The sequence below is a fragment of the Stenotrophomonas maltophilia genome, assembly GCF_047782825.1.
In the GTDB taxonomy this organism is placed as follows: Bacteria; Pseudomonadota; Gammaproteobacteria; order Xanthomonadales; family Xanthomonadaceae; genus Stenotrophomonas.
The window spans coordinates 437,285-460,976 of sequence record NZ_CP180589.1; the positions used below are offsets into that span (position 1 = coordinate 437,285).

Below are 23,692 nucleotides of genomic sequence, written 5' to 3' on the forward strand. Positions count from 1 at the left end.
ACACCTTCAGTAAGGACACGACATGCGAAAGAACCTCCCGCTTTCCCGGCACCCGCGTGCCGCCCGCGCTGCACTGTGGCTGCTGCCCCTGGGCCTGGCGGCTGCGGCTGCCCAGGCACAGGACGTGCCGGCTTCGCCCGAAGCGCCGGTGACGCCGGTGGCCGAAGCGACTGCTGACGCGCCTGCACCCGCCGCAGCACCGCAGGCGGCCAGCGAGGCAGTGGACGCCGCAGCCGCCGTTGCCGAAGCCGCTCCGGCGCCCGCAGCTGCACCCGCCGCCGTGGAGCCCGCGCCGGCACATGCTGAAGCCGCACCTGCACCCGCCGCCCCGGTAGCAGACGTCGCCCCGGCGCCTGTCGCGGCGGCTCCGGTGGAAGCCCCCACAGCCCCGATCAAACCGGCCCTGGCCGTCATCCCGCTGGCCGCTGACCAGGCAGCGGAGCGCCAGCTCGGTGCGCGCTGCCCGGTGGATCTGGCCGGGCGCCTGGCGCCGCAGGGCGACCTGATGATCGGCGCCTGCCAGGGCACGCTGCCGCCGCATCTGGCAGCGCTGTTGGTGGCCCTGCCGGAACAGGATATTCACCTGCCGCGCAGCTGGCGCGAGCGCGAAGTGCGCCAGCGCACCTGGTTCAAGGCGGTGCCCGGCTTCGGCGAGCGGCCCGATTTCATTGCCCGCCTGGGCGACATCTGGGTGCGTTCGTTCGAAGGTGCAGACCCGGCGGTGACCACCTACCTGGTTTCCGCACCGTTCGAGTGCGCCGACCGCGCCCTGCCCAACGACAGCGCCGGCGAGCCGGTGCGCGTGGCGGCCGGCGATTGCGGCCAGGCCTATGTCCGCCAGCGCGTGTACCAGATGGGGACCGATGGCGTGGCGCAGGACATCACCGCCAAGGCCATGCCGGCCGCACCGTCCATCAGCGACGCCGACCGTGCCCGCCAGCGGTCGCATGAGGGCAAGGTCAGCCTGGACCACAGCAAGCTGCAATACGGCCCGGCCATGCGCTGGTTCGTGCAGTACCCCGAATCGGCACAGAAAACCGGGCCGCGTGCGTTCAGTGACTGGAACCGCGAACACCTGGCCTTCGTGGTCTGGAACGGGGAAGGCTTCGAGCTGCGCGAGACGGTGTCGCGGCGCCAGTGGCCGTGCGATCCGGTGGCACCGGGCGACCGCGCCTGCGGTGGCTTCCCCGATTCGGGGGCCGATGCCTACGTGACTGCCGATGGCGCGGCACCGGCCGCGTCAGCCGCCGTGTCCAGCCCCTGATCACGCCGGGCTGAAACGAGGGGAGCCGGCACGGCCGGCTCCCCTGCATCCTGCCTGACGGCGGCGCTCAGGCCTGCAGGGTGCGTGCAGTGTTCTGTGCCTGCTCCAGCTGCGCATCCTGCGCTTGCCCTTGGCGTTGCTGTGCGGCCAGCTGCTCCACGCGCTGGCTGCTCTGCTCCAGCGGCGTGTTCATTGCCAGCGCGGTATCCACCGAAACGCGCAGGTGGCCGGGGTCGCCGCCATGGCCCTGCACGGCGAAGCTGCGCGAGGCATCGCTGCTCATCACCACCTGGTCGATGCGCTGGCCACCGGCGGCATGCATTTCCGCCGCCAGGGTGCCGGCCAGGCGCTGGCTGCCTTCATCGGGGTTGCGGCCCACGCGTGCGTCGTTCTCGTGCACGCCGCGCAGAGCGTCGTTGTACAGCGGATGGCCCACGTGGTCCGGGTTGGCCAGGCTGGCACGGCCTTCCCTGGCGGCATCGCTGCGCTCGGGTTCGCCGGCCTCCAGCGGCCCCCGCGCATGGTCGTACAGGTCACGCAGGTTGCCGGTGATGCCGCGGGCGCCAACGGTGATGCCGCGGCGCAGGCCCTCAACATCATCGCGGTACTCGTTGATCATGTTGGCGTTGCGGCGGGCAAGCTCCTGCGCCTCCGGCCTGTTCAACACCGAGTCGTTGCCGAGGAAGTTGCTCAGTTCGTGCGAGCCCAGCGAGAACGCTGCGGCGCCCACGGCGCTGTCCGGAATGAACATGCGGAAGCGGCTGTTGCTGAAGCCCCAGTTGCCCAGCGTGTCGATTTCCTTCTGGGTGGCATACATGCGCACCTGGCCGAAGTGCTGCGACGCCGAACTGACCGGGTCTGCGGCCATGACGTGGTTGATCAGATTGTCGCCGCCCTCGGGGATGCGGTAGCTCAAGCTGACCGCGCCATAGGCGTTGAAGGTTTCGCCCTTGAGGTTGAAGTGGTGCGCGGAAATCTGCGCCAGCGTGCCGCCCAGCGAGTGGCCGGTGACGGTCACTTCCGGTGCATGGCCGAGATCGCGGCCTTCCTTCTTCGCGTATTCCAATGCGCGCCGGGTCAGTTCCAGGGCGTCGTTGGCCTGCAGGTTGTGCCGGGTCAGCACCATGCCGGCATCGGTAAGCAGGCCGTCGCGCACCAGCTGTTCGGTGCCGCGGTGGGCCACCACGATCTCACCGGTGTCCACGCGCTGGTAGATGGTGCCCTGGTAACCGTTGAGGCGGTTGTTGACGTGTTCCAGCACCTGGTAGGGGTGCTCGTTGATCATCACCGGGCGTTCCTGCCCGGGAGCGTGGCGGCCGACGCGTTCGTCGCGGTAGGCGTCGCGGGCCAGCGCGGCGTAATCCTGGCTGGTGAGTGTCATGGGCGCACCTCGCTGGCGGTGAGCGAGGCGGAAAACAGCTGGTCACGCAGTTCGGCACGGAACCGGGCCGGGTCCTTCTGGCCGGTGGCGCCGTAGTCGGGCAGGTCGGCCACGCGCGGGTAGTCGCCGCGCGGGTAATGGCGGGTCTCGGTCTGGCCTTTCACGAACGGGTCGGCGCCCAGGAAGGACAGGAAGCGGGTTTCGCCGTTGGCACCGGTCGCCTTGAGCATGGCGCCGGCACCGCTGAACACCCAGTTGCAGACGCCGCGCCCGTAGTAATCCTCATCCAGCATGCGGTCCAGGTAGACGGTGCCGCGGTACTCGTTGTCGGCCACCTTGCGCAGGGTCACCGGCTCCTGGCTGGTGATGCGCGCGGCCACGCCGGTTTCCGGTTCGATGAAGCCGCACTGGTCTTCGTTGCTGACGTCGTACTGGGCCACGCCTTCGATGATGGCGAAGTCGCCCGGCGGGTTCTGCAGCCGCAGCACCAGCTCATAGGCTTTGCTGGGCGCGGGGTTGAGCTTGGCCAGGCCGCGCCCACCCTGGGCGACGTCGGCGGCAGCGGGGTCGAGTTCCTGGGTCATGGCGGTCTCCGGGTGGCAGGCGGTCAGCACCAGCAAGGCAAGGCAGGGCAGCAACGTGCGGCGCCCTGCAGGCCTGGGGGCTGAGCAGTGAAGAGCAGTGGGGGGCATCATGCGCCGCTGTCGCGGGCAGACCGCACGTCGAGCGCGGCACGGCACAGCGGCGGTGCCGGCGTTCCCGGGCGGTGGCCATTGTGCTGGGACATCTCGACGGGTCTCCCTTCCTTGGCGACAGGAGCTTTGATTATGGGACGGGCTCGTGACGTTATTCCACCGATTCCGTGCTGATAACGTCGAGATATTGACGATTTTGCCGTGGAAACGTGAAATTGATCATCAATTCACATTCGTGATATCCGTCGCTGTGTGCCTGCAACGCGTGTTGCAGGCATGCTGGCCACCTGTTCCATTGAAGATCCACGCGCCATGACGTTGTCCATCCGCCCCGAGACCGCCGCTGATGTGGCGAGCATCCACGCACTGACGGCTGACGCGTTCGGCAACGCCGAACACAGCAGCCACACCGAGCACTTCATCGTCGATGCCCTGCGCGAGCGCGGTGAACTGGCGGTTTCGCTGGTGGCCGAGCAGGACGGGAAAGTGCTTGGCCATGTGGCGCTGTCGCCGGTGGCGATCGGCGATGGCAGTTCGGGCTGGTTCGGCCTGGGGCCGATCTCGGTCGCGCCGCAGCGGCAAGGGCAGGGCATCGGCAGCTCCCTCATGCAGGCCGCACTGGATGCCCTGCGCGAGCGTGGCGCACGCGGTTGCGTGCTGCTGGGCGAGCCGGGCTACTACGGTCGTTTCGGCTTCCGTGCCGAACCTGGCCTGGTGCTGCCCGGCGTGCCAGCAGAATACTTCCAGGCGCTGTGCCTGCAGCCACCGATGGCGCAGGGCGAGGTGCGTTACTCGCCAGCGTTCGAGGCGGGCCCGCCGGCCTGAGGCATGCCGCGGGCTGCAGCGTATCAGCCGTCGTGGCGCAGATGGATCAGCGGGTACGGCCGGCCTTGGCCGTCCAGTGCCGAGCGTCCGGTTTCCACGAAGCCCATGCGCAGGTAGAAGCCCACCGCCTGCGCGTTCTGTGCGTTGACGTCGGTGGTCAACTGCGGATGCTGCGCCAGTGCGTGTTCGACCAGCTGCCGGCCAATGCCTTGGCCGCGCACGTCCGGGTCGATGAACAGTGCTTCCATGTGCGTGCCATCGATCAGCATGAAACCCTGCGGACGATCCTGCGCGTCGACGGCCAGCAGCAGTGGCGCGTGGGGCAGGAAGCCGGCGACTTCGGCATCGATGGCCTGGCGATCCTCTGCGCTGAGGAAATCGTGGGTGGCATCGACGGCGCGGCGCCAGAGATCGACGACGGCTTCACCATCGGTGGCGCGTGAGAGGCGGAGCGTGTTCATGGGTCTGCTCAAGGTGCTGCGGGAGTATATTCATTGTACCGGTCGGGCGGCAGACAAAAAAAAGGCCCCGCCGGAGCGGGGCCTTGATCCAGCGCGTCGTGCTGCTTACTGCACGCTGCACTTGGCCAGGATCGGGAAACTCAGCATTTCGCCGGCACCGGTGCAGGCCAGGGTGATCTTCTGGCCCTTCTTCAGGCTAGCAGCCACGTCCAGCGGCAGGTCAGTGGCGTGCACCTGGCCGAAGTCGCCGGCGGTAAGTTGCACGATGGGCTTGTTGCTGAAGTCCGAAGCGATCGAATCGATCGTGCCGGACACCACCAGGGCCTTGTCCTTGTACTTGGCGTCAGCGGCGATTTCGTTGTCCTGGTAATCCTGGAACAGCGTGGAGGTGCTGACTTCCAGCGCGTTGGACGCCGGGGGGGCGGCTTCGGCGGCCGCGGTCACTTCGGCGGTGGCGGCGTTGGCAGCCGCTTCCACGTCAGCCTGTGCGGTCTGTGCGGCGTTGTTGGCTTCGGCCATGGCCGCTTCCATCTGCGCACGGTTCTTTTCGCTCAGGCCGCCCACGGCACCGGCGAAGATGGCCAGGCCGATGAAATACACCACCGGCGAGACCACCAGCGAGCCCAGGAGCTGGAACAGGCCCTTCTTGGCGCCGCCCTTGGACATGGCGACGATGGCCAGGATGAAGGCCACCAGGTTCAGCGGCCAACCCAGGAACAGGCCCAGGCCCGGGAACGGAATCAGGAAGCACACCCAAGCGATCGCCAGCGTGATCCATGCGGCTTTTCCGGCAGGACTGGCCTGCACGGTGGTTTCTGCAACTGCGTTCAAAACTACCCCCTGTAGAGATCGAAAGGTGGAATCGCCGCCGGTTGGCGGCACCGCCCGGCCGTGTGACACGACGTTGAGCGTGGGCGGAGCGTGAAGGAACCTTCACGTAACTTCAAGCGGCAACGCAGCGTCTGCCGCCGTTGCAGCCGCCTCCATCGCCGCCGGGCCTTGCGGTGCCTGCGCTAAACTGCGCGGGCGTGAACTGCCTGACGCTTGAGAACGACCATGACCGACGCCCTGGGCGTGCCCGTACACGACACCGACGAACACTGGATGCGCCACGCGTTGGCCTTGGCCGAACGCGCACAGCAGCAGTTCGATGAGATTCCGGTGGGCGCGGTGCTGGTCGGTGCCGATGGCCAGCTGCTGGGCGAAGGCTGGAACCTCAACATCGCCTCGCATGACCCCAGTGCGCATGCCGAAATCGTGGCCATGCGCGAAGGCGGGCGGGCACTGGCCAACCACCGCCTGATCGGCAGTACCCTGTACGTGACCCTGGAGCCGTGCGCGATGTGCGCCATGGCCATCGTGCACGCGCGGGTGGCGCGCCTGGTCTACGGCGCCAGCGACCCCAAGACCGGCGCCTGCGGCAGTGTGTTCAACCTGCTGGGCGATGCCCGCCACAACCACCGGGTGGAGATCCACGGGGGCGTGCTGGCGAAGGAAGCCAGCACGCGCCTGACCAACTACTTCCGGGCCAAGCGCGGCAAGCCGCCGCTGCTGCTGGAAGACCACGCCGGCGAGGGCTGAGCAGCGAAAGGGTATGATGGCCGCCTCTTTCCTTTCCCGGTGGGCCGCGCGCCTGCCCAGCAACGAGGCGACACGATGGTGGAGAACGGCGCGGCCAACGAGCGACTGATCTGGATCGACCTGGAAATGACCGGGTTGGATACCGACAACGATTCGATCATCGAGATCGCCACCGTGGTGACCGATGCCCAGCTCAATGTGCTGGCCGAAGGTCCGGAATTCGCCATCCACCACCCGGTGGAGACGCTGGAAGCGATGGACGAGTGGAACCGCAACCAGCACCGCCGCTCGGGCTTGTGGCAGCGCGTGGTGGACAGCACCACCACCCTGGCCCAGGCCGAGGCGCAGACGGTGAACTTCCTGGCGCAGTGGATCCCGGCCGGGGTGTCGCCCATGAGCGGCAATTCGATCTGCCAGGACCGCCGTTTCCTGCATCGCCAGATGCCGCGCCTGGAAAAGTACTTCCACTACCGCAACCTGGACGTGTCCACGGTGAAGGAACTGGCCAAGCGCTGGGCGCCGGCCGTGGCCGCCGGGGTGGGCAAGAACAGCAACCACACCGCGTTGAGCGATGTGCATGACTCGATTGCCGAACTGCGCCACTACCGCCAGTTCATGGGCGCGCTGTCGGGCCTGCCGACCCCCTGATCGGTAGTGCCGGCCGCTGGCCGGCAACTGCTGGGTTTTCGCAAACGGTACCCGGTTGCCGGCCAGCGGCCGGCACTACCCTCCGTTCAACTCCATGGCGCTACTATCGGCGCCATGAACGAGCCCATCCTGCTGCCTCGCGATATCGCCCACGATGCCCGTGACTGGGCCGACCTGCAGCGCGCGGTCGCCCTGCTGGAAGCACCGACGCTGACCGCGCGCATGGCCAACCTGGTCGGTACGCCGCTGGAGTTCGCGGTGAAGGCGCTGCCCAAGGCGGTATCCGGGCGCATCCATGGCGCCGTGCAGGCGGCGCTGTCCAAATCGGCGCAGGCCGCGCTGTGGAGCATGGGCAACACGCCGGGCAAATCGGCGTCCACGCGCTGGCACAAGGTGGCGGCAGCGACGTCCGGTGCGGTGGGTGGGGCGTTCGGCTTCGCTGCGCTGTTCATCGAACTGCCGGTGTCGACCACCATCATGATGCGCGCGGTGGCCGACGTGGCCCGCAGCGAAGGCTTCGACCTGTCCGAGTTCAGCACCCGCCAGGCTTGCCTGGAAGTGTTCGCGCTGGGCGGCAATTCGCCCCGTGATGACGCCAGCGAGACCGGCTACTACCTGGCCCGCGGTTTCACCACCGATGTGATGCGCCACCTGTCGGCCGAACTGGCCGGGCGCGTGGTGACCGGCCGCGACCTGACCCTGGGCGTGGCGCCGAAGGAAGCCGGGAAGCTGCTGGCCAAGCTGGTGGAAAAGGTGGCCGCGCGCTTCGGCGTGGTGGTTACCGAGAAGTTCGCCGCGCAGGCGGTGCCGATCGTCGGCGCGGCGGCGGGTGCCACGCTCAACACGATGTTCACCGATTACTACCAGGACATGGCGCGCGGGCACTTCATCGTGCGCCGGCTGGAACTGAAGTACGGCGAGGACGTGGTGCACGCCTGCTACGACCGCGTGGCGCATGGCGCGTTGAAGATCGAGCCGACGCTGTAACCGGGGTCAGAGCCCTTTGCTGCGCAAAGGGATCTGACCCCGACCGCGCACAGGGTCGGATCCCTTTGCGCAGCAAAGGGCTCTGACCCTTGCCTGCACGGCACAACTGTTTTGCCCATCCGCGCCTGTTGCGGGCCACCGCCCATCCCCATCCTTGCGGTCAGTCCCCCGCAAGAGAATGCGCCATGTTGTTCACCCCCCACCGCCTGGGCCCGCTGTCCCTGCCCAACCGCATCGTGATGCCGCCGATGACCCGCTCGCGTGCGGCCGCCGGCAACGTCGCCACCGCGCAGATGGCCACGTACTACGCCCAGCGCGCCGGTGCCGGCCTGATCGTCAGCGAAGGCACGCAGATCAGCCCACAGGGGCAGGGCTATGCCTGGACCCCGGGCATCCACAGCGAGGAACAGGTGCAGGGCTGGCGGCAAGTGACCGATGCGGTGCATGCCGCCGGTGGCCGCATCTACGCGCAGCTGTGGCACGTCGGTCGCGTCTCCCATGTCGCCCTGCAGCCCGATGGCGCGGCGCCGGTCTCGTCTTCGGCGCTGCTGGCCGAGGGCGTGAAGGTGTTCGTCGACCCGACCGGCGCCGGCCCCGAGGCGGGCGTGGGCGAGATGATCCAGCACTCGATGCCGCGCGCGCTGGCCGAGAGCGAGATTCCCGGCATCATCGCCGACTACGCGCAGGCCACCCGCAATGCGTTGGCCGCAGGCTTTGATGGCGTGGAGCTGCACGGCGCCAATGGCTACCTGATCAACCAGTTCATCGATTCGCAGGCCAACCAGCGCACCGATGGCTACGGTGGCGCGCTGCAGAACCGCCTGCGCTTCCTGCGCGAGGTGGTGCAGGCGGTGGTGGCCGTGGCCGGCGGCGAGCGCGTGGGCGTGCGCCTGGCGCCGCTGACCACCCTGCAGGGTGCGGTGGACGATACGCCGCAGGCGACCTACCTGGCCGCGGCGCACCTGCTGGGCGCGCTGGGCGTTGGCTATCTGCACATCGCTGAAGCCGACTGGGAGGATGCGCCGTTGATGCCGGTGGCGTTCAAGCAGGCGCTGCGCATGGTCTACCCAGGCACGCTGATCTATGCCGGCAAGTACACCGCCGAGCGTGCAGAGCAGGCACTGGCGGAAGGCTGGGCGGACCTGATCGGTTTCGGCAGGCCGTTCATCGCCAATCCCGACCTGCCGGAGCGGCTGCGGGTAGGCGCGGAATTGAATGCGCCGGATCGCGCGACGTATTTCGGTGGCAGTGCCGCCGGGTTCATCGATTACCCGGCGTTGGAAGAGGCCGTGGAGGCCTGATACCGATCGGTGGATGCCGGCCAGCGGCCGGCACTACCAGTGCGTGGCATGTGGTGGGTGCCGACCGTTGGTCGGCACGCTGTGTCGGGTAGTGCCGGCCGCTGGCCGGCATTGCCGTGCCGGATCAGGGCTTGTCCCGCACCAGCGCCTCGGCCTCGACCACGCCGCCATCCTTGCCATGCAGGTACAGGTGCATGTCCTGCTGCGGGTAGGGCAGGTTGATGCCGGCCTTGTCGTAGCCCAGCTTGATCTGTTCCAGCAGGGTGACCTTGGTGCCGAACTGGTCGGCCGACTTCGTGAAGCAGCGGATGCCCAGCTTGATGGCGTGGTCCCCCAGTTCGTACACCACCACATCCGGTTCGGGCGAGGGCAGCACGCGGCTGTCGGCCTTCATCAGCGCGATGGCGGTTTCGCGGGCCAGCTGGATGTCATCCTCGTAGCCGATGCCGATCACCAGCTCGACACGGCGGGTCGGTTCGGCGGTGAGGTTGATGATGGGCGCAGCGGTAATCAGCGTGTTGGGAATGGTGGTGTGCTGGTTGTCGGCGCCGGTGATGACGGTCTGGAAGATGCGCACTTCGCGCACGGTGCCGGTCTGCCCGGCCACGGTGACCACATCGCCCACGCGGAACGGACGCAGGGTCACCAGCATCACGCCCGAGGCAATGTTGGACAGCGAATCCTTCAGCGCCAGGCCGACGGCCAGGCCGGCGGTGCCGAGCACGGCCAGCAGCGGGGTGATCTGTACGCCCAGCGTGCCGATGGCCAGCACCACCACGATCACCAGCGAGGCGGCGTAGACCACGTTGCGCAGGAAGCTGCCCAGCATCGGGTCCATGCCCATGCGCGAAGTGGCACGCGGCAGCGCGTTGGACAGGCGCCGTGCCACCCACATGCCCACCAGCAGGACGACGATGGCGGCCAGCAGCGGCACGCCATAGGTTTCCAGCAGCCGCTCCCAGTTGAGTGAATGGAACCAGGGCGTGGCGGCAGGGGCGGGTGGGGCAGCGACGGCGATCATGCGGACTCCTTTGCAGCGATGGTCATGGCGTGTGCGAACGCCAGAAACACACACGCCCCGCAGAGGCGGGGCGTGCATGCAGCTGCAGTATGGGCGGACGCCAATGAAAGCGACGTCAGCCCCCTTCGATCAGCACGCCTGTTCCCTTGAGCAGAAAGCGTAGTTCTTGAATCAGATACGGTTCAACCGTGCTGAGCCAGAGGCGGCCAGGTACCAGTTCGTCCAGCGTACAACCCGGGGTGCCCTGAAGCAGTGCGGCCAGTGTCTTGCCGGGGGCGACGGACGCACCCAGCTGCGCCGGATTCAGCAGGCTGAGCGGGAAGATGTTGCGCGCCTTGCGCAGGCGTATTTCTGGCGGTGTGTCATACCAGACCTGGTTTCGGTGTTCTTCATCCTGCGGCTGCGTGCCATCGGAATAGCCAGAGATGTAGGCCTCTGGGCTGCGCTCGAAGGGTGGGTGGGTGAGGTAGCCGAAATCCCAGTCATGCAGGTGGGTCAGCTCGACCAGAAGCTGCCGGAGCGGGCGCGATTCAAAAGGAAAGCGAACGTCCTTGGAAAACAGGCACAGTTCGGTTCCAAGCTCAGGACAAGAGGCGAAGTCCACCGATGCCGTCAGATCGAAGGCGGGCGAGTCACTTCCTTGGGGTACAGCGTCAACACTGAGGAGAGTCAAGTCGTTGAAATCACTGCCCAGAAGTCGTCGATGCGCTGCATTGCCCAGCTTCGCCATCTTGCCGCTGTGGCCTTTGCCCGAAGCTGCGAAGTAGGTCGGCTGTATTCCACGTGCTTCGAGCGTCGAGATTGAAAAGTCGTGAAAGCGCTTGAACGTCAGTGACCCTGCAGGCGGGTCGGAATGATTGAACAGTCCCAGCGCGAAGGGGATGGTCATGGTGAGAGTGCAGGTTGGAAGTGATTTCAGCCTTCCAGTGTGCGCAGTTCAATTCAAGGCAGCTACGGGAATAGTTGCAAATGTCTTACTGGCCCATCTGTGACCCCAAACGCAGAAACCCCGCCGAGGCGGGGTTTCTGTTTACAGCATGCGGCTGGATCAGCCGTTCGTCTTCAGCTTGGCCAGGCGCAGCCAGGTGTCGACCACGGTATCGGGGTTCAGCGACAGCGACTCGATCCCTTCCTGCATCAGCCACTCGGCCAGATCCGGGTGGTCGGACGGGCCCTGGCCACAGATGCCGACGTACTTGCCCTTGGCGCGTGCGGCCTTGATGGCCATCGACAGCAGCTTCTTCACCGCCGGATTACGTTCGTCGAACAGGTGCGCGACGATGGAGGAATCGCGGTCCAGGCCCAGGCTGAGCTGGGTCAGGTCGTTGGAGCCGATCGAGAAGCCGTCGAAGATTTCCAGGAACTCATCGGCGAGCAGTGCGTTGGACGGCACCTCGCACATCATGATGATCTTCAGGCCGTTCTCGCCCTGCTTCAGGCCATTCTGTTCCAGCACCTCGACGACCTTGCGGCCTTCTTCCAGCGTGCGCACGAACGGAATCATGACCCACAGGTTGTCCAGGCCCATCTGGTTGCGCACGCGCAGCACGGCCTTGCATTCCAGAGCGAAGGCGGCCGAGAAGCTCGGATCGACGTAACGGCTGGCGCCGCGGAAGCCGATCATCGGGTTCTCTTCGTGCGGCTCGTAGTTGCTGCCGCCGATCAGGTTGGCGTATTCGTTGGACTTGAAGTCCGACAGGCGCACGATCACCGGGTTCGGCGCGACCGAGGCGGTGAGGGTGGCGATGCCCTCGGCCAGACGGTCCACGTAGAAGCTGACCGGATCGCCGTAACCGGCAATCTTCTCGTCGATCTTCTTCTTCGTCGCCGCATCCTGGCGGTCGTATTCCAGCAGCGCGTTGGGGTGGATGCCGATGTGGCTGGCGATGATCATTTCCAGGCGGGCCAGGCCGATGCCCGCGTTCGGCAGCTGGCCGAAGTCGAAGGCACGTTCCGGGTTGGCCACGTTCATCATGATCTTCAGCGGTGCCGGCGGCATGTTGCCCAGATCGGTGGTGGTGCGCTCGAAACCGAGCTTGCCTTCGTAGATGAAGCCGGTATCGCCTTCAGCGCAGCTGACGGTGACCTGCTGGCCATCTTCGATGACCTTGGTGGCGTTGCCCGAACCGACCACGGCCGGCACGCCCAGCTCGCGCGCGATGATCGCGGCGTGGCAGGTGCGGCCACCACGGTTGGTGACGATGGCCGAGGCGCGCTTCATCACCGGTTCCCAATCGGGGTCGGTCATGTCGGCGATCAGCACGTCGCCCGGCTGCACGCGGTTCATGTCTTCCAGCGTCTTCACCACGCGGGCGGTGCCCGAGCCGATCTTGGCGCCGACGGCGCGGCCTTCGGCCAGCACGTTGCCGCCCTTTTCAGTCAGCGCAAAGCGCTCGATCTGGGTGGCGTGGCTGCGCGACTTCACCGTTTCCGGGCGCGCCTGCACGATGAACAGCTTGCCGCTGACACCGTCCTTGGCCCACTCGATATCCATCGGGCGGCCGTAGTGCTTTTCGATGACCAGCGCCTGCTTGGACAGTTCCTGCACGTCCTCGTCGCTGATGGAGAAGGTGCTGCGCAGTTCGGCCGGGGTGTCCTCGATCTTCACGCGCTCGCCGGGGACATCCGAATACACCATGCGGATCGCCTTGCTGCCGAGCGAGCGGCGCAGGATCGCCGGCTTGCCGGCCTGCAGGGTAGGCTTGTAGACGTAGTACTCGTCCGGATTGACAGCGCCCTGCACGACCATTTCGCCCAGGCCGAAGGACGAGGTGACGAACACCACGTCACGGAAGCCCGATTCGGTATCCAGGGTGAACAGCACGCCGGAAGAACCCACGCCCGAACGCACCATCAGCTGCACGCCGGCCGACAGGAACACGTCTTCGTGCTTGAAGCCGTGGTGCACGCGGTAGGCGATGGCGCGGTCGTTGTACAGCGAGGCGAACACTTCCTTGACCTTGTGCACGACATCGTCGGCACCGGTGACGTTGAGGAAGGTTTCCTGCTGGCCGGCGAAGGACGCATCGGGCAGGTCTTCGGCGGTGGCCGACGAGCGCACCGCAACGGCCACGTCGCCGCCGCCGTTTTCAGCGCTGAGCTTGGCGTAGGCGCTGCGGATGTCCTGGTCCAGCTGCGGCTGCAGCGGCGCATCGATTACCCAGGTGCGGATTTCCTTGCCGGCAACGGTCAGTGCATTGACGTCTTCGACGTCCAGCGTGGCCAGCTTGTCGAAGATGCGCTTGGACAGGTCGTTGTGCGCGATGAAGTCCTTGAAGGCTTCAGCGGTCGTGGCGTAACCGCCGGGGACGGAGACCCCCAGGCCGGCCAGGTTGCCGATCATCTCGCCCAGCGACGAATTCTTGCCGCCTACGCGGGCCAGATCGCCCAGACGCAGTTCGTGCAACCACAGGATGTTCTCGTTCAAGCGCGATGCTCCGTTTGGCCATCGCCCGAGGCGGGCTGAATGGCCGCGTCCGTAGGAAGAAGCCGATATGATGCCGGTCGCAGTACCGTCGGCACAAGCTTGTGCTGCAACCATTTTCAGCTTCAGAGGGGTGAAAACCGCGTATGTCGACCATCCGTCCGGTGTTCTACGTTTCCGATGGAACCGGTATCACCGCTGAAACCATTGGGCATAGCCTGCTCACGCAGTTCACCGGGTTCAGCTTCATCACCGACCGCATGTCGTTCATCGACGACCCCGAAAAAGCCCGGGAAGCGTGTGCCCGGATCCAGGCGGCGGGCGAGCGCTACCAGGTCCGGCCCATCGTGGTGAACTCCTGCGTGGACCAGAGCCTGAGCCTGATCCTGGGGGAGAGCGGGGCGCTGATGCTGGATGTGTTCGCCCCGTTCATCGAGCCGCTGGAGCGCGAGCTGTCCAGCCCGCGCCTGGCCCGGGTCGGCCAGGCCCACGGCATGGTGGACTTCGACACCTACCACCGCCGCATCAACGCGATGAACTTCGCCCTGACCCACGACGATGGCATCGCGGTGAACTACGACGATGCCGACGTGATCCTGGTGGCGGTATCGCGGGCCGGCAAGACGCCTACCTGCATCTACCTGGCCCTGCACTACGGGGTGCGCGCGGCCAACTACCCGCTGACCGATGAAGATCTGGAAAGCGACCGCCTGCCGCCGCGGCTGCGCAATTACCGCCGGAAGCTGTTCGGCCTGACCATCGACCCGGACCGCCTGCAGCAGATCCGCCAGGAGCGCCGCCCGAACTCGCGCTACGCCAACCTGGATACCTGCAAGCGCGAGGTGGCCGCAGCCGAGGTGATGTTCCAGATGGAGCGGATTCCGACCCTGAGCACCACCCACACCTCGATCGAGGAGATTTCCAGCAAGGTGCTGGGCACGCTGGGGCTGCAGCGCGAAATGTATTGAGGCGGCTGGGCGACCTACCCCCCCTGTAGAGCCGAGCCCACGCTCGGCTGGGCCACCGGGCTCTGGCCGGAGAGCAGCCGAGCGTGGGCTCGGCTCTACAGGCATGAGCGCCGTCGGCGGGTTGGCGGCGGTTGAACGCCCCCCCTTTGGCCGGGCAGATCCAGCCCCCACGTTGTATGGCCAACGTGTAGGATCGACCCATGGCCCAAGCCTCGCCCCGCACCGAACGCATCCCCCGCCTGAGCCGGCTCAGCTGGCTGATGGGGCTCTATGCGGAAAACTACCGGCACCTGGTGCGCCTGTTCGCCCCCGCCGAGCTGACCGCCGGCAGCTACGTGTCCTCGGTCGGTGACGGCCTGGATGTGCGCCTGGACGTGATCGAGTGCCACCGCTACACGGTGGAACTGCGCCTGACCTACGACCTGGCCGATCCGGTGACCGGCGAGCCGGACCCGTCGGCCTATGTGCGCCTGTACCGTGACGCCCGCCAGGCCGAGACCACCCACTGCTACGTGGGCCGACGCTGGCAGGACACCATGGGCCTGTACCCGCCGCCGGCGGAGCTGATCAGCCACCGCATGCGGATGAACACCTTCCTGGGCAAGTGGCTGGAATACCTGGCCGAGCGCGGCCATGGCGTGGCCACCCTGCGCCGCGACCCCGAAGGCAGCGCCGCGCTGCCGGCCGAACGCCGCCTGTCGCTGGTGCGCTGATCGGCCATAATCCGGGGCTGACCTGCTGCCGGATCCGTCCATGCCATATACCCCGATCGTCGCCACCCTGGGCTATGTGCTGTCGCCCGATCGTCGCCAGGTGCTGATGATCCACCGCAATACCCGCCCCGGCGACCACCATCTGGGCAAGTACAACGGCCTGGGCGGCAAGGTCGAACCCACGGAGGACGTGGCCGCCGGCATGCGCCGCGAGATCGCCGAGGAGGCGGGCATCGACTGCACCGCCATGCGCCTGCGCGGCACCATCAGCTGGCCGGGTTTCGGCAAGCACGGCGAGGACTGGTTCGGTTTCGTGTTCGTCATCGACAGCTTCGAGGGCAGCCCGCATGGCGGCAACCACGAGGGCACGCTGGAATGGGTGGACGTGGACAAGCTGGATACGCTGCCGATGTGGGAAGGCGACCGCAACTTCCTGCCGCTGGTGTTCGATGAGGACCCGCGGCCGTTCCACGGGGTGATGCCGTACCGGGATGGGCGCATGCAGAGTTGGGCGTTCAGTCGGCTCTGAGGTCATTCGGGTAGCGCCGGCCGCTGGCCGGCTGCCCAATGCTGCGATATTGCCGGCCAGCGGCCGGCACTACCGGCTGCGGCTGGGCGGGTTCGGCGCGTGCTTCGGGATATTAATGCCCGGGTGATATTGACGTTTCAATATTACCCGGGCAATATTCGCGCATCGTCCCGGATGCCACCGTCATGCCTGCGCAGGAACTTGCCCTTTTCAGCTGTTTTGATGGTCATCGCCTGGTTGTTTCCGGTACTCCGGCAATGGCCGCGCTGGCGCTCAAGCAGCTGCGCGCCGACAACGCTGTCGGGCCGCTGCTGGTGTTCGACAACGCCACCGGTCGTACCCATGATTTCGACACGCGTGGCAGCGACGCGCAGTTGCTGGCGCGCGTGGCCAAGGCGTTTCCGGTCGCGCCCGCTGTCGGGCCGGAGCCGCCTGCCGAAGCGTTGCCCGCCGCACCGCGCGGACGCGGTCGGCCCAAGCTGGGCGTGGTGGCGCGCGAGGTGACCCTGTTGTCACGCCATTGGGCGTGGCTGGCAGAGCAGCCGGGTGGGGCATCGGTGGTGCTGCGGCGGCTGGTCGAAACGGCCAGCCGCGAGGGTGCGGACAAGGATCGCCGGCGCCGCGACAGCGAGCGTGCCTACCACTTCCTGCAGACCATCGCAGGTGACCTGCCGGGGTTCGAGGAGGTCATCCGTGTGCTGTTCGCGCATGACCGTGACCGATTCCTCGCAGCGCTGCAGGCCTGGCCGGAGGACGTGCGCCGGCACGCGCTGTGGCTGGCCTTCGATGACAGCGCCGAACGCACCAACAGCTGACCTTCCATCGCGGCGCTGAGCCGCCGCTTCATCTGACCGCGGGCCGCAGCCCGCTCTGACTGTGCGTGCTTTGCTGGCGGAAACGCCGGGCAGGGCAGCGCCTTGCCCAAGGAATGCCATGACCATCGCTGCACAACCCATCGCCGCAGCCACCCCGCCACTGTGGAGGACCTACCTGGCCCTGCTGGTGCCCATGCTGCTGACCAATGCGCTGCAGCTGGCGGCCGGTACGCTGGACAACATCTACCTGGGGCACCTGCTGGGAACGCGGGCAGTGGCGGCTGCCGCTGCCTTCTTTCCGGTCTTCTTCCTGCTGCTGGCTCTGGTGATGGGCCTGGCAACGGGTGCCATGGTGCTGGTCGGTAACGCCTGGGGGGCGGGTCAGCCGCAGCAGGCACGTGCCGTGGCTGGCAGCGCCATCGCCCTGGTCCTGCTGCTGTCGGTGCTGGTGCTCTGCGTGGGCAGCACGTTCGCGCCGCAGCTGCTGGCGGCCTTGGGCACACCAGTGGCGATCCTCGGCGAGGCTACTGTGTATGCGCGCGTGCTGCTAATGGGCGCGCCGGTGTTCTTCCTGTTGTGGCTGGCCACGGCGATCAGCCGCGCGGTGGGCGATGCAAAGACGCCGCTGCATGCCCTGCTGCTGGCAACCGTGCTGGGACTGCTGTGCACGCCGCTGCTGATCCTGGGCTGGGGCGGACTGCCGCGACTGGGCGCTGCCAGTGCAGCGGTGTCGGCGGTATTTGCCTCCGCCGTGGCGCTGGGCTGGTTGCTGTGGCGCTGGCGACGCCTGCGGCATCCACTGGCGCCGGGCCGCGCGCTGCTGGGGGCGATCCGTTTCGACGGGCAGCTTGTCCGTCGCATCCTGCGGATCGGTGTGCCGGCGTCGCTGCAGATGTTCAGTCTGGCGGTGGCGGAAATCGCGCTGCTGGGATGGATCAACCCGCACGGTTACCAGGCCACTGCGGCCTATGGCGCGGTCAACCAGTTGATGAGCTGGGTGCAGCTGCCGGCGATGTCGCTGGGCATCACCGCCACCATCCTGGCGGCTCATGCATCAGGGGCCGGGCGCACGGCCCGGCTGCCGTCCATCGCCCGCGTCGGTGTGTGGCTGGCGCTGGTGCTGCTGGCTGCGGTCGTGCTGCTTGTCGTGCTGCTGGCGCCGTGGCTGGTCGGCCTGATCCTGGCTGCAGCCGAGGTGCAGGCACTGGCCACGCTGCAACTGCGGACGGTGGTGTGGGGCGTGCTGGCAATGGCGCCGATGGCGGTGCTGGTGGGGGTGATGCGCGGCAGTGGAACGGTCCTGTTGCCCGCCTTGCTGGGAATGGCGGCGGTACTGCTGCTCGAGCTTCCGCTGGCGATGTGGCTGCAGTCAACGCAGGGCTTGCCGGGGCTGTGGCTGGCCTGGCCGCTGGGATTGCTGGCGATGCTGGTGATGCAGGTGGCGTGTTTCAGCCGCTGGCGGCGACGGTTGCAGGCGGCTGCCTGAGCGCTGCTGCCGATGTTGCCGGCCAGCGGCCGGCACTACCGGGTGCGGCCCGGCGGGGGCGGTCAGCGCAGGTGTGCCAGCAGCAGGTGGAAGTGCTTGTCGCGGGCCTGGCCATCATTGCCGATAGCCGTTTCCCGGTGGCTGCGCCAGGCCGAAACGCTGAAGCCGGACACCCGCAGGGCCAGTTCCACCGCATCCAGTTCGTGCAGCTGGAAATCCCCGGCGAACGGCAGGCTGCGCATGAAGGTGGCATCGCCGAAGGCCAGGCACAGGCGGCCGCCCCGGCGCAGCACCCGCGCCAGCTCGTCCAGCACCGGGGCCAGGTTCGGCCAGAAATACAGGGTATTGACTGCAAGGGCGGCGTCCGTTGACGCATCTGCCACCGGCAGTGCATGGGCATCGCCATGGCGCATCGCGGCGCGGTCGGCCAGGCCGGTACCGGCCAGCCGCTGGTTGCCGGCGTCCACCATGGCAGTGGACAGCTCGATTCCCAGGTAATGGCTGCCGGCGGCCTGCAGCAGCAGGGGCGCGAAGGCCGCGTTGCCGGGGCCGATCTCCAGCACCTGCTCGCCCGCAGTGACCGCCAGCAGGCTGATCGCGGCCTGGTTCAAGGCGCCGTTGCTGCGGTTCATCGATTCGCCCACGGCCAGCGCGGCCTCGCCATGGGGGTGCCGCAACTGTGCGGCCAGGGTGCGTGCATCCAGCATCGGCAACGTCCATGGAAGGAAAATCGGACGTGGCGTCGGCGGGTCCGCCGGTGACCATAGCGCCGGGTGGGTGTCTTGGGAAGTAGGGAAACCCCGCGCCTGGGTGATCAGCAAATGGCCAGCGTCGCAGTCCTTGAGACCAGGTTGTCCACAGGGGGTGTGGATTACGCGTGGGCAACTTTGTGGATAAGCGCCGACAGGCTCCACCCCCCTAGGCTGTCAAGATGGGTGGCGAAAAATTCACCGCTGGTGATGACGGGTGAGAGGCGGGTGAAGATCGGCCGCTGCCCGCGCTGTCGCCAGCGGCGGCGGTCGCGGTACCCTGTCTGCCTTGATGCCCCGTGAGAGTCCATGAAACGTCATTTCTCGATGCTGCGCGAGTTCCAGCTGGCGGACTGGTTCACCCTGGCCAACGCCTTCTGCGGCACCGGCGCGGTGTTCGCGGCCATGCGCTTCCTGCAGGACGGGGAGCGCGGCTACCTGCTGTTCGGCATGTCGCTGATCCCGTTGGCGTTCATCTTCGATGCGCTGGACGGCCGTATCGCCCGCTGGCGCAAGTCCAGCTCCACCCTGGGCCGCGAGTTGGATTCGCTGTCCGATGTGATCTCCTTCGGTGTCGCCCCGGCGGCGCTGGCCTATGCCTGCGGCATGCAGGGCGGCTGGGACTGGCTGGTGCTGAGCTATTTCGTCTGCTGCGGCGTCAGCCGCCTGGCCCGTTACAACGTGACGGCCGAGGCGATGTCCGGCGAAGAGGGCAAGGTGAAGTACTTCGAAGGCACCCCCATTCCCACCAGCCTGGCGCTGGTGATCGTGCTGGCCATCGCGGCCGGCACCGATGCGATCGGCCAGGACATCTGGTTCGGCCAGTGGCAGATCGGCCCGTGGCAGCTGCACCCGATGGTGCTGCTGTTCGCCCTGTCCGGTTCGCTGATGATCAGCAAGACCCTGCGCATCCCCAAGCCATGATCCACAGCAGCGGAGGCCCGCGATGACCAGCTCGGCCCACGACGCCGGCAGCAGCGATTTCGAAGCCCTGGCCCGCCAGTACTTCGGTGCCTGGGGCGATGCCCTGCGCCACGCGACCGCGCCGGGCGCACCGGCCGGTGATGGCCCGGCCAGTTGGCAACGCCTGTTCGACGGGTGGGGCCAGCTGCTGCCCGAAGCGGGGCAGGGCGCACCGGAAGACGCGGTCCGCCGCTTCCGCGAACAGGCGGGCAGCTGGTACGGCACCATGCAGGAAGTGGCCTCGCGCTTCGCCGGCCGCGACGCCAGCAGCGCCGACGTGGCCCAGGCCTGGCGCGAAGCCGTGAAGGGGCAGGGCGATGGCATGCTGCAGTGGATGCTGCAGGGCGCACGCGGCAGTACCCAGGCCGGTGCATCGGTACCCGAATTCGCCGCCTGGCTGCAGCAGTGGCAGCTGCAGGCCGGTCCGTGGCTGCAGAGCCCGGCCTTCGGCCCCGGCCGCGAGCACCAGGCCCGTTGGCAGTCGCTGCTGCGCGCGCAGGAGGAGTACCAGCAGCATTCGCGCGCCTATGTGGAGCAGATCAAGCAGGCGCTGGAAGAGGCCTTCGACCTGTTCGAGCAGCGCCTGGCCCAGCACGAGCAACCGGGCAGCCAGCTGACCAGTGCGCGGGCGATGTTCGACCTGTGGATTGAAGTGGCCGAGGAGGCCTACGCCAAGGTCGCCATGTCCGAACCCTTCCAGCAGGTCTATGCCTCGCTGGGCAACGCACAGATGCGCCTGCGCGCGGGCCTGCAACGCGAGGTGGAACAGATGAGCGAACGCATCGGCCTGCCGACGCGCACCGAGATGGACGCTGCGCACCGCCGCATTGCCGAGCTGGAGCGCAGCCTGCGCCGCCTGCAGGCCCAGGTGGCGGTGCTGGCTGGCACCGATGCGGTTGACCCGGTGGCGCAGCCTGCGCCGGCCCGGGTGAAGCCGGTCGCGCGCAAGGCCGCGAAGAAGGCGACATCGGCGAAGAAGGTCCCGACGGCCAAGCCTGCAGCAAAGAAAGCCGCAGAAAAGAAGGCACCGGCGAAGTCCGCCGCGCGCCGCAGTGCAGCGCGGAAGTAACGACCGATGAAAGGACCGCTGGGCTTCAACGCCGATGACCTGATGCAGGAAACCCTGGCCATGCAGCGCAAGCTGATGGAGGGCCTGAAGCTGCTGCCGCAGGTGGAGGACGTTGATTACGGTGCCACCGCCCGCGAGGAAGTCTGGCGCGACGGCAAGGTGGTGCTGTACCGCTTCGTGGGCGAGCAGGCCCCGACCCGGCGCACGCCGCTGCTGATCGTGTATGCGCTGGTCAACCGCCCGTACATGGTCGATCTGCAGGCCGACCGCTCGCTGGTGCAGAAGCTGCTGGCACTGGGCCAGGACGTGTACGTGCTGGACTGGGGCTACCCGGACCGCTCCGAGCGCTTCCAGACCCTGGAGGACTACCTGCTGCGCTACATCGACGGCGCAGTGGATGCACTGCGCGCACGCAGCGGTGGCGCGGTGGACCTGCTGGGCATCTGCCAGGGCGGCGTGTTCGCCCTGTGCTATGCGGCGCTGCGCCGGCAGAAGCTGGGCAAGCTGATCACCATGGTCACCCCGGTCGATTTCCAGACCGCCGACAACATGCTCTCGCACTGGGCGCGGCAGGTGGATGTGGATCTGCTGGTGGACACGCTGGGCAACATCCCGGCCGATCTGATGAATGCCAGCTACCTGATGCTCAAGCCGTTCCGCCTGAACGTGCAGAAGTACGTGGGCCTGCTCGACATTCTCGATGACAAGGCAGCGCTGGAGGATTTCCTGCGGATGGAAAAGTGGATCTTCGATTCGCCGGACCTGGCGGGCGAGGCGTTCCGTGAGTTCATCAAGCAGTTCTACCAGGGCAACGGGCTGGTCAATGGCACGGTGCGGATCGGCGAGGAGGCGGTGGATCTGTCGCAAGTGACCCTGCCGGTGCTGAACATCTACGCCGAGCAGGACCATCTGGTGCCGCCGGATGCCTCGCGCGCGATGCGTGGGCGACTGGGTACGCAGGACTACACCGAGTCCAGTTTCCGTGGCGGGCACATCGGAATCTACGTGTCCGGCCGCGCACAGCGCGAAGTCCCGGCGACGATCGACGGCTGGCTGAAGGCACGCGACCTGTAGAGTCGAGCCATGCTCGACTGCCCTGGGAAAACAATGACGTACCGCATTCCGTTGATCCTCGCCGCACTGCTGGCGGCGCCGTTTGCCCACGCCGCCCCCGGCCCCCAGGCGCAGCGCGAAATCGCGCAGTTGATTGCCAGCCTGGACGGTTCGCAGTGCCGGTTCCAGCGTAACGGCAGCTGGCATGACGTCGCCGAGGCGCGTGCGCACCTGCAGCGCAAGTACGACTACCTGCTGAAGAAGGACAAGGTCGACAGCGCCGAGCAGTTCATCGAACGCGCCGCCAGCCAGAGCAGCATGAGCGGCAAGGCCTACCGCATCCAGTGCCCGGGGCAGCCTGAACAGACAGCGGCGGCCTGGTTCGGCGCCCGCCTGCAGGCCCTGCGCCAACGCACGCCGTAGACATGGCCGGGGTGTAGAGTCGAGCCACGCTCGACTGCTCTTTCTGGTTCCCGAGGAGACGCCGCCATGAACACCACGCCCAGGACGCTGTCGCGCTCGTTGAACGACCGCATGATTGCAGGCGTGATGGGCGGCATCGCCCATCGCTTCGGCTGGAGTCCGACTCTGCTGCGGGTGATCTATGTGCTGGTTTCACTGGCCTCGGCGGCCTTCCCCGGCATTCTGGTCTACCTGATCCTGTGGCTGCTGATTCCCAACGAGGCCGATTGAACACCGCCTCCCGGCCCTGGCCGCTCTGGCTGCGCGCGCTGCAGGTGCTGGGCGCGGCCTGGACCCTGCCCAATACCCTGATCGGGCTGCTGGGCGGGCTGGTCGGCCTGCTGGGCGGCGCGAAGCTGCGCTGGAGCGGCCGCGACTGTGCTGTCGTTTTCGACCACTGGCCCTGGGGGCCGGGCGGTGCGATCACGCTGGGCAATGTGATCCTGCACACCGGTCACGATCTGGGCATGTCCTGCCGCACGTATGCGCACCAGGCGGGCTGGGGCGTGGAGCCGTTGATCCGGCTGGATGACCATGAGCGTGCGCATGTGTACCAGTATCTGGTGCTGGGGCCGCTGTACCTGCCGGTGTATCTGCTGTGTGGTGGGGTGAGTGCGCGGAATCCGTTCGAGCGGGCGGCGGATCATTACGCCCGGTTCGGGCGTGGCTGGTGGCCGTAGTTTCCAGCCAACGGCGCAGCCCCTCGTGGCTGGGACCGGTAGAGTCGACTGCCAGTCGACTGGCATTGCGAGTTGGGCCGGGCGGGGTGGGTTCGCGGGACACGCCGTGAACCCATCCTTGGGGCTCGTAGGCGCCATCCATGGCGCCTGCGGTCCCGCGCCGCCACCCCGCCCGACCCCTGACGGTTTCCGTGTGCGTCCAGCCACGGAAAAGAAAAAGAACAGCAGAAGCGGGGCGCGCGCCGCGCTTGCCCGTGTAGAGCCGAGCCCGCGCTCGGCTTGCCGTTGTCCCCGCGAAAGGCAGCCGAGCATGGGCTCGGCTCTACAAAGAGCGGCCGGCCAGGCTGCTTTGCTTTTGATCTTCTTTTTCTTGCCGCGGACAAGCCCCCATGGATGGGTTCACGGCGTCCCCGCACTGCCTACCTACCCGGCCAGCCCCACGGAATCGGCTTTCGGCGGCCACCCACGAGGGGCTGCGCGGTTGGCTGAAAACCCCCGTTTGTTAGCCGAAGGTTAAAGATCTGTAAGCGTTCTGCAGTGATCCAGCAGTCATCTGCATGCAACCGATCGTCATTAGCCTTCGTGACGTTCCAGTCAGCTTGGTCGCGGTAAGCTCT

At 67.1% G+C, this 23,692-nt stretch carries 25 protein-coding genes; 17 read left to right on the forward strand and 8 right to left on the reverse strand.

All coding sequences use genetic code 11. The features are described from left to right. The first annotated feature begins 22 nt into the window (after window positions 1–22). Window positions 23–1,264: a hypothetical protein gene (locus tag ACM2ZB_RS02025; RefSeq protein ID WP_416057230.1), complete on the forward strand. Its 1,242-nt coding sequence runs from the start codon at window positions 23–25 to the stop codon at window positions 1,262–1,264. 67 nt (window positions 1,265–1,331) lie between these two features. Here ACM2ZB_RS02025 and ACM2ZB_RS02030 read toward each other — a convergent pair whose 3' ends face one another. Both ACM2ZB_RS02030 and ACM2ZB_RS02035 read right to left on the reverse strand, forming a co-directional pair. Further along, window positions 1,332–2,645 carry an XVIPCD domain-containing protein gene (locus ACM2ZB_RS02030; RefSeq protein ID WP_416057231.1) on the reverse strand — a complete coding sequence of 438 codons (1,314 nt, stop codon included), beginning with the start codon at window positions 2,643–2,645 and terminating at the stop codon, window positions 1,332–1,334. After that, window positions 2,642–3,337, reverse strand: a complete 696-nt coding sequence (locus ACM2ZB_RS02035) for a hypothetical protein (RefSeq protein ID WP_416057232.1) — start codon at window positions 3,335–3,337, stop codon at window positions 2,642–2,644. The genes ACM2ZB_RS02030 and ACM2ZB_RS02035 overlap by 4 nt, the downstream gene beginning before the upstream one ends. Before the next feature lie 315 nt (window positions 3,338–3,652). Between ACM2ZB_RS02035 and ACM2ZB_RS02040 the strand changes: the two genes are divergently transcribed. Then, a complete protein-coding gene (locus ACM2ZB_RS02040; protein ID WP_416057233.1) occupies window positions 3,653–4,165 on the forward strand; it encodes a GNAT family N-acetyltransferase in 513 nt (170 codons plus the stop codon). Between the two features lie 23 nt (window positions 4,166–4,188). On the opposite strand, the gene ACM2ZB_RS02045 is transcribed toward ACM2ZB_RS02040, so the two are convergent. Together ACM2ZB_RS02045 and ACM2ZB_RS02050 are read right to left on the reverse strand one after the other, a co-directional pair. After that, on the reverse strand, window positions 4,189–4,626 hold the full coding sequence (locus ACM2ZB_RS02045; RefSeq protein ID WP_416057234.1) for an acetyltransferase: 438 nt from the start codon (window positions 4,624–4,626) through the stop codon (window positions 4,189–4,191). Between the two features lie 105 nt (window positions 4,627–4,731). Beyond that, on the reverse strand, window positions 4,732–5,457 hold the full coding sequence (locus ACM2ZB_RS02050) for an OB-fold protein (RefSeq protein WP_416057235.1): 726 nt from the start codon (window positions 5,455–5,457) through the stop codon (window positions 4,732–4,734). A 225-nt stretch (window positions 5,458–5,682) separates the two neighbouring features. On the opposite strand from ACM2ZB_RS02050, the gene tadA reads away from it, so the two are divergent. The 4 genes from tadA to ACM2ZB_RS02070 all read left to right on the forward strand — a co-directional run bounded on the left by tadA (window position 5,683) and on the right by ACM2ZB_RS02070 (window position 9,143). After that, complete coding sequence (gene tadA, locus ACM2ZB_RS02055) at window positions 5,683–6,207, forward strand: tRNA adenosine(34) deaminase TadA (protein WP_313443365.1); 525 nt, start codon at window positions 5,683–5,685, stop codon at window positions 6,205–6,207. A gap of 75 nt (window positions 6,208–6,282) precedes the next feature. Continuing rightward, window positions 6,283–6,855, forward strand: coding sequence for an oligoribonuclease (gene orn / locus ACM2ZB_RS02060; RefSeq protein ID WP_313443367.1), 573 nt, complete (start codon window positions 6,283–6,285; stop codon window positions 6,853–6,855). A 114-nt stretch (window positions 6,856–6,969) separates the two neighbouring features. Then, complete coding sequence (locus ACM2ZB_RS02065) at window positions 6,970–7,842, forward strand: EcsC family protein (RefSeq protein ID WP_313443369.1); 873 nt, start codon at window positions 6,970–6,972, stop codon at window positions 7,840–7,842. Window positions 7,843–8,027: 185 nt separating this feature from the next. Next, window positions 8,028–9,143 carry an alkene reductase gene (locus ACM2ZB_RS02070; RefSeq protein WP_416057236.1) on the forward strand — a complete coding sequence of 372 codons (1,116 nt, stop codon included), beginning with the start codon at window positions 8,028–8,030 and terminating at the stop codon, window positions 9,141–9,143. A 124-nt stretch (window positions 9,144–9,267) separates the two neighbouring features. On the opposite strand, the gene ACM2ZB_RS02075 is transcribed toward ACM2ZB_RS02070, so the two are convergent. The 3 genes from ACM2ZB_RS02075 to ppsA form a co-directional block, all read right to left on the reverse strand. Continuing rightward, window positions 9,268–10,164, reverse strand: a complete 897-nt coding sequence (locus tag ACM2ZB_RS02075; RefSeq protein WP_416057237.1) for a mechanosensitive ion channel family protein — start codon at window positions 10,162–10,164, stop codon at window positions 9,268–9,270. A 115-nt stretch (window positions 10,165–10,279) separates the two neighbouring features. Beyond that, entirely contained in the window at window positions 10,280–11,053 is a 774-nt protein-coding gene (locus ACM2ZB_RS02080) for a hypothetical protein (protein WP_416057238.1), read from the reverse strand. Between the two features lie 159 nt (window positions 11,054–11,212). After that, the gene (gene ppsA / locus ACM2ZB_RS02085; protein WP_416057239.1) at window positions 11,213–13,591 is read right to left on the reverse strand and encodes a phosphoenolpyruvate synthase; all 2,379 of its coding nucleotides are present in this window, start codon (window positions 13,589–13,591) and stop codon (window positions 11,213–11,215) included. A gap of 143 nt (window positions 13,592–13,734) precedes the next feature. Here ppsA and ACM2ZB_RS02090 point away from each other — a divergent pair, with 143 nt between their 5' ends. The 5 genes from ACM2ZB_RS02090 (at window position 13,735) to ACM2ZB_RS02110 (ending at window position 18,099) form a co-directional block, all read left to right on the forward strand. After that, window positions 13,735–14,556 carry a pyruvate, water dikinase regulatory protein gene (locus ACM2ZB_RS02090; RefSeq protein WP_313443377.1) on the forward strand — a complete coding sequence of 274 codons (822 nt, stop codon included), beginning with the start codon at window positions 13,735–13,737 and terminating at the stop codon, window positions 14,554–14,556. Window positions 14,557–14,756: 200 nt separating this feature from the next. Further along, window positions 14,757–15,269, forward strand: a complete 513-nt coding sequence (locus ACM2ZB_RS02095; RefSeq protein WP_079222302.1) for a DUF1249 domain-containing protein — start codon at window positions 14,757–14,759, stop codon at window positions 15,267–15,269. Between the two features lie 40 nt (window positions 15,270–15,309). Then, complete coding sequence (locus ACM2ZB_RS02100) at window positions 15,310–15,798, forward strand: NUDIX hydrolase (RefSeq protein ID WP_416057240.1); 489 nt, start codon at window positions 15,310–15,312, stop codon at window positions 15,796–15,798. 185 nt (window positions 15,799–15,983) lie between these two features. Further along, the gene (locus tag ACM2ZB_RS02105) at window positions 15,984–16,613 is read left to right on the forward strand and encodes a DUF2239 family protein (RefSeq protein WP_416057241.1); all 630 of its coding nucleotides are present in this window, start codon (window positions 15,984–15,986) and stop codon (window positions 16,611–16,613) included. A gap of 118 nt (window positions 16,614–16,731) precedes the next feature. Beyond that, window positions 16,732–18,099 (forward strand): MATE family efflux transporter, encoded by a 1,368-nt coding sequence (locus tag ACM2ZB_RS02110; protein WP_416057242.1) that lies wholly within the window; start codon window positions 16,732–16,734, stop codon window positions 18,097–18,099. Window positions 18,100–18,161: 62 nt separating this feature from the next. Here ACM2ZB_RS02110 and ACM2ZB_RS02115 read toward each other — a convergent pair whose 3' ends face one another. Next, window positions 18,162–18,812 (reverse strand): class I SAM-dependent methyltransferase, encoded by a 651-nt coding sequence (locus ACM2ZB_RS02115; protein ID WP_416057243.1) that lies wholly within the window; start codon window positions 18,810–18,812, stop codon window positions 18,162–18,164. 345 nt (window positions 18,813–19,157) lie between these two features. On the opposite strand from ACM2ZB_RS02115, the gene ACM2ZB_RS02120 reads away from it, so the two are divergent. The 6 genes from ACM2ZB_RS02120 (at window position 19,158) to ACM2ZB_RS02145 (ending at window position 23,075) form a co-directional block, all read left to right on the forward strand. Further along, on the forward strand, window positions 19,158–19,772 hold the full coding sequence (locus tag ACM2ZB_RS02120; RefSeq protein WP_313443387.1) for a phosphatidylcholine/phosphatidylserine synthase: 615 nt from the start codon (window positions 19,158–19,160) through the stop codon (window positions 19,770–19,772). 22 nt (window positions 19,773–19,794) lie between these two features. Continuing rightward, a complete protein-coding gene (gene phaE / locus ACM2ZB_RS02125) occupies window positions 19,795–20,880 on the forward strand; it encodes a class III poly(R)-hydroxyalkanoic acid synthase subunit PhaE (RefSeq protein WP_416057244.1) in 1,086 nt (361 codons plus the stop codon). Window positions 20,881–20,886: 6 nt separating this feature from the next. Further along, window positions 20,887–21,954 (forward strand): class III poly(R)-hydroxyalkanoic acid synthase subunit PhaC, encoded by a 1,068-nt coding sequence (locus ACM2ZB_RS02130; RefSeq protein ID WP_416057245.1) that lies wholly within the window; start codon window positions 20,887–20,889, stop codon window positions 21,952–21,954. A 33-nt stretch (window positions 21,955–21,987) separates the two neighbouring features. Then, entirely contained in the window at window positions 21,988–22,356 is a 369-nt protein-coding gene (locus ACM2ZB_RS02135) for a YfeK family protein (RefSeq protein WP_416057246.1), read from the forward strand. 66 nt (window positions 22,357–22,422) lie between these two features. Next, on the forward strand, window positions 22,423–22,626 hold the full coding sequence (locus tag ACM2ZB_RS02140; protein WP_313443394.1) for a PspC domain-containing protein: 204 nt from the start codon (window positions 22,423–22,425) through the stop codon (window positions 22,624–22,626). Beyond that, window positions 22,623–23,075, forward strand: coding sequence for a hypothetical protein (locus ACM2ZB_RS02145; protein WP_313443396.1), 453 nt, complete (start codon window positions 22,623–22,625; stop codon window positions 23,073–23,075). The genes ACM2ZB_RS02140 and ACM2ZB_RS02145 overlap by 4 nt, the downstream gene beginning before the upstream one ends. Window positions 23,076–23,692 lie beyond the last annotated feature (617 nt).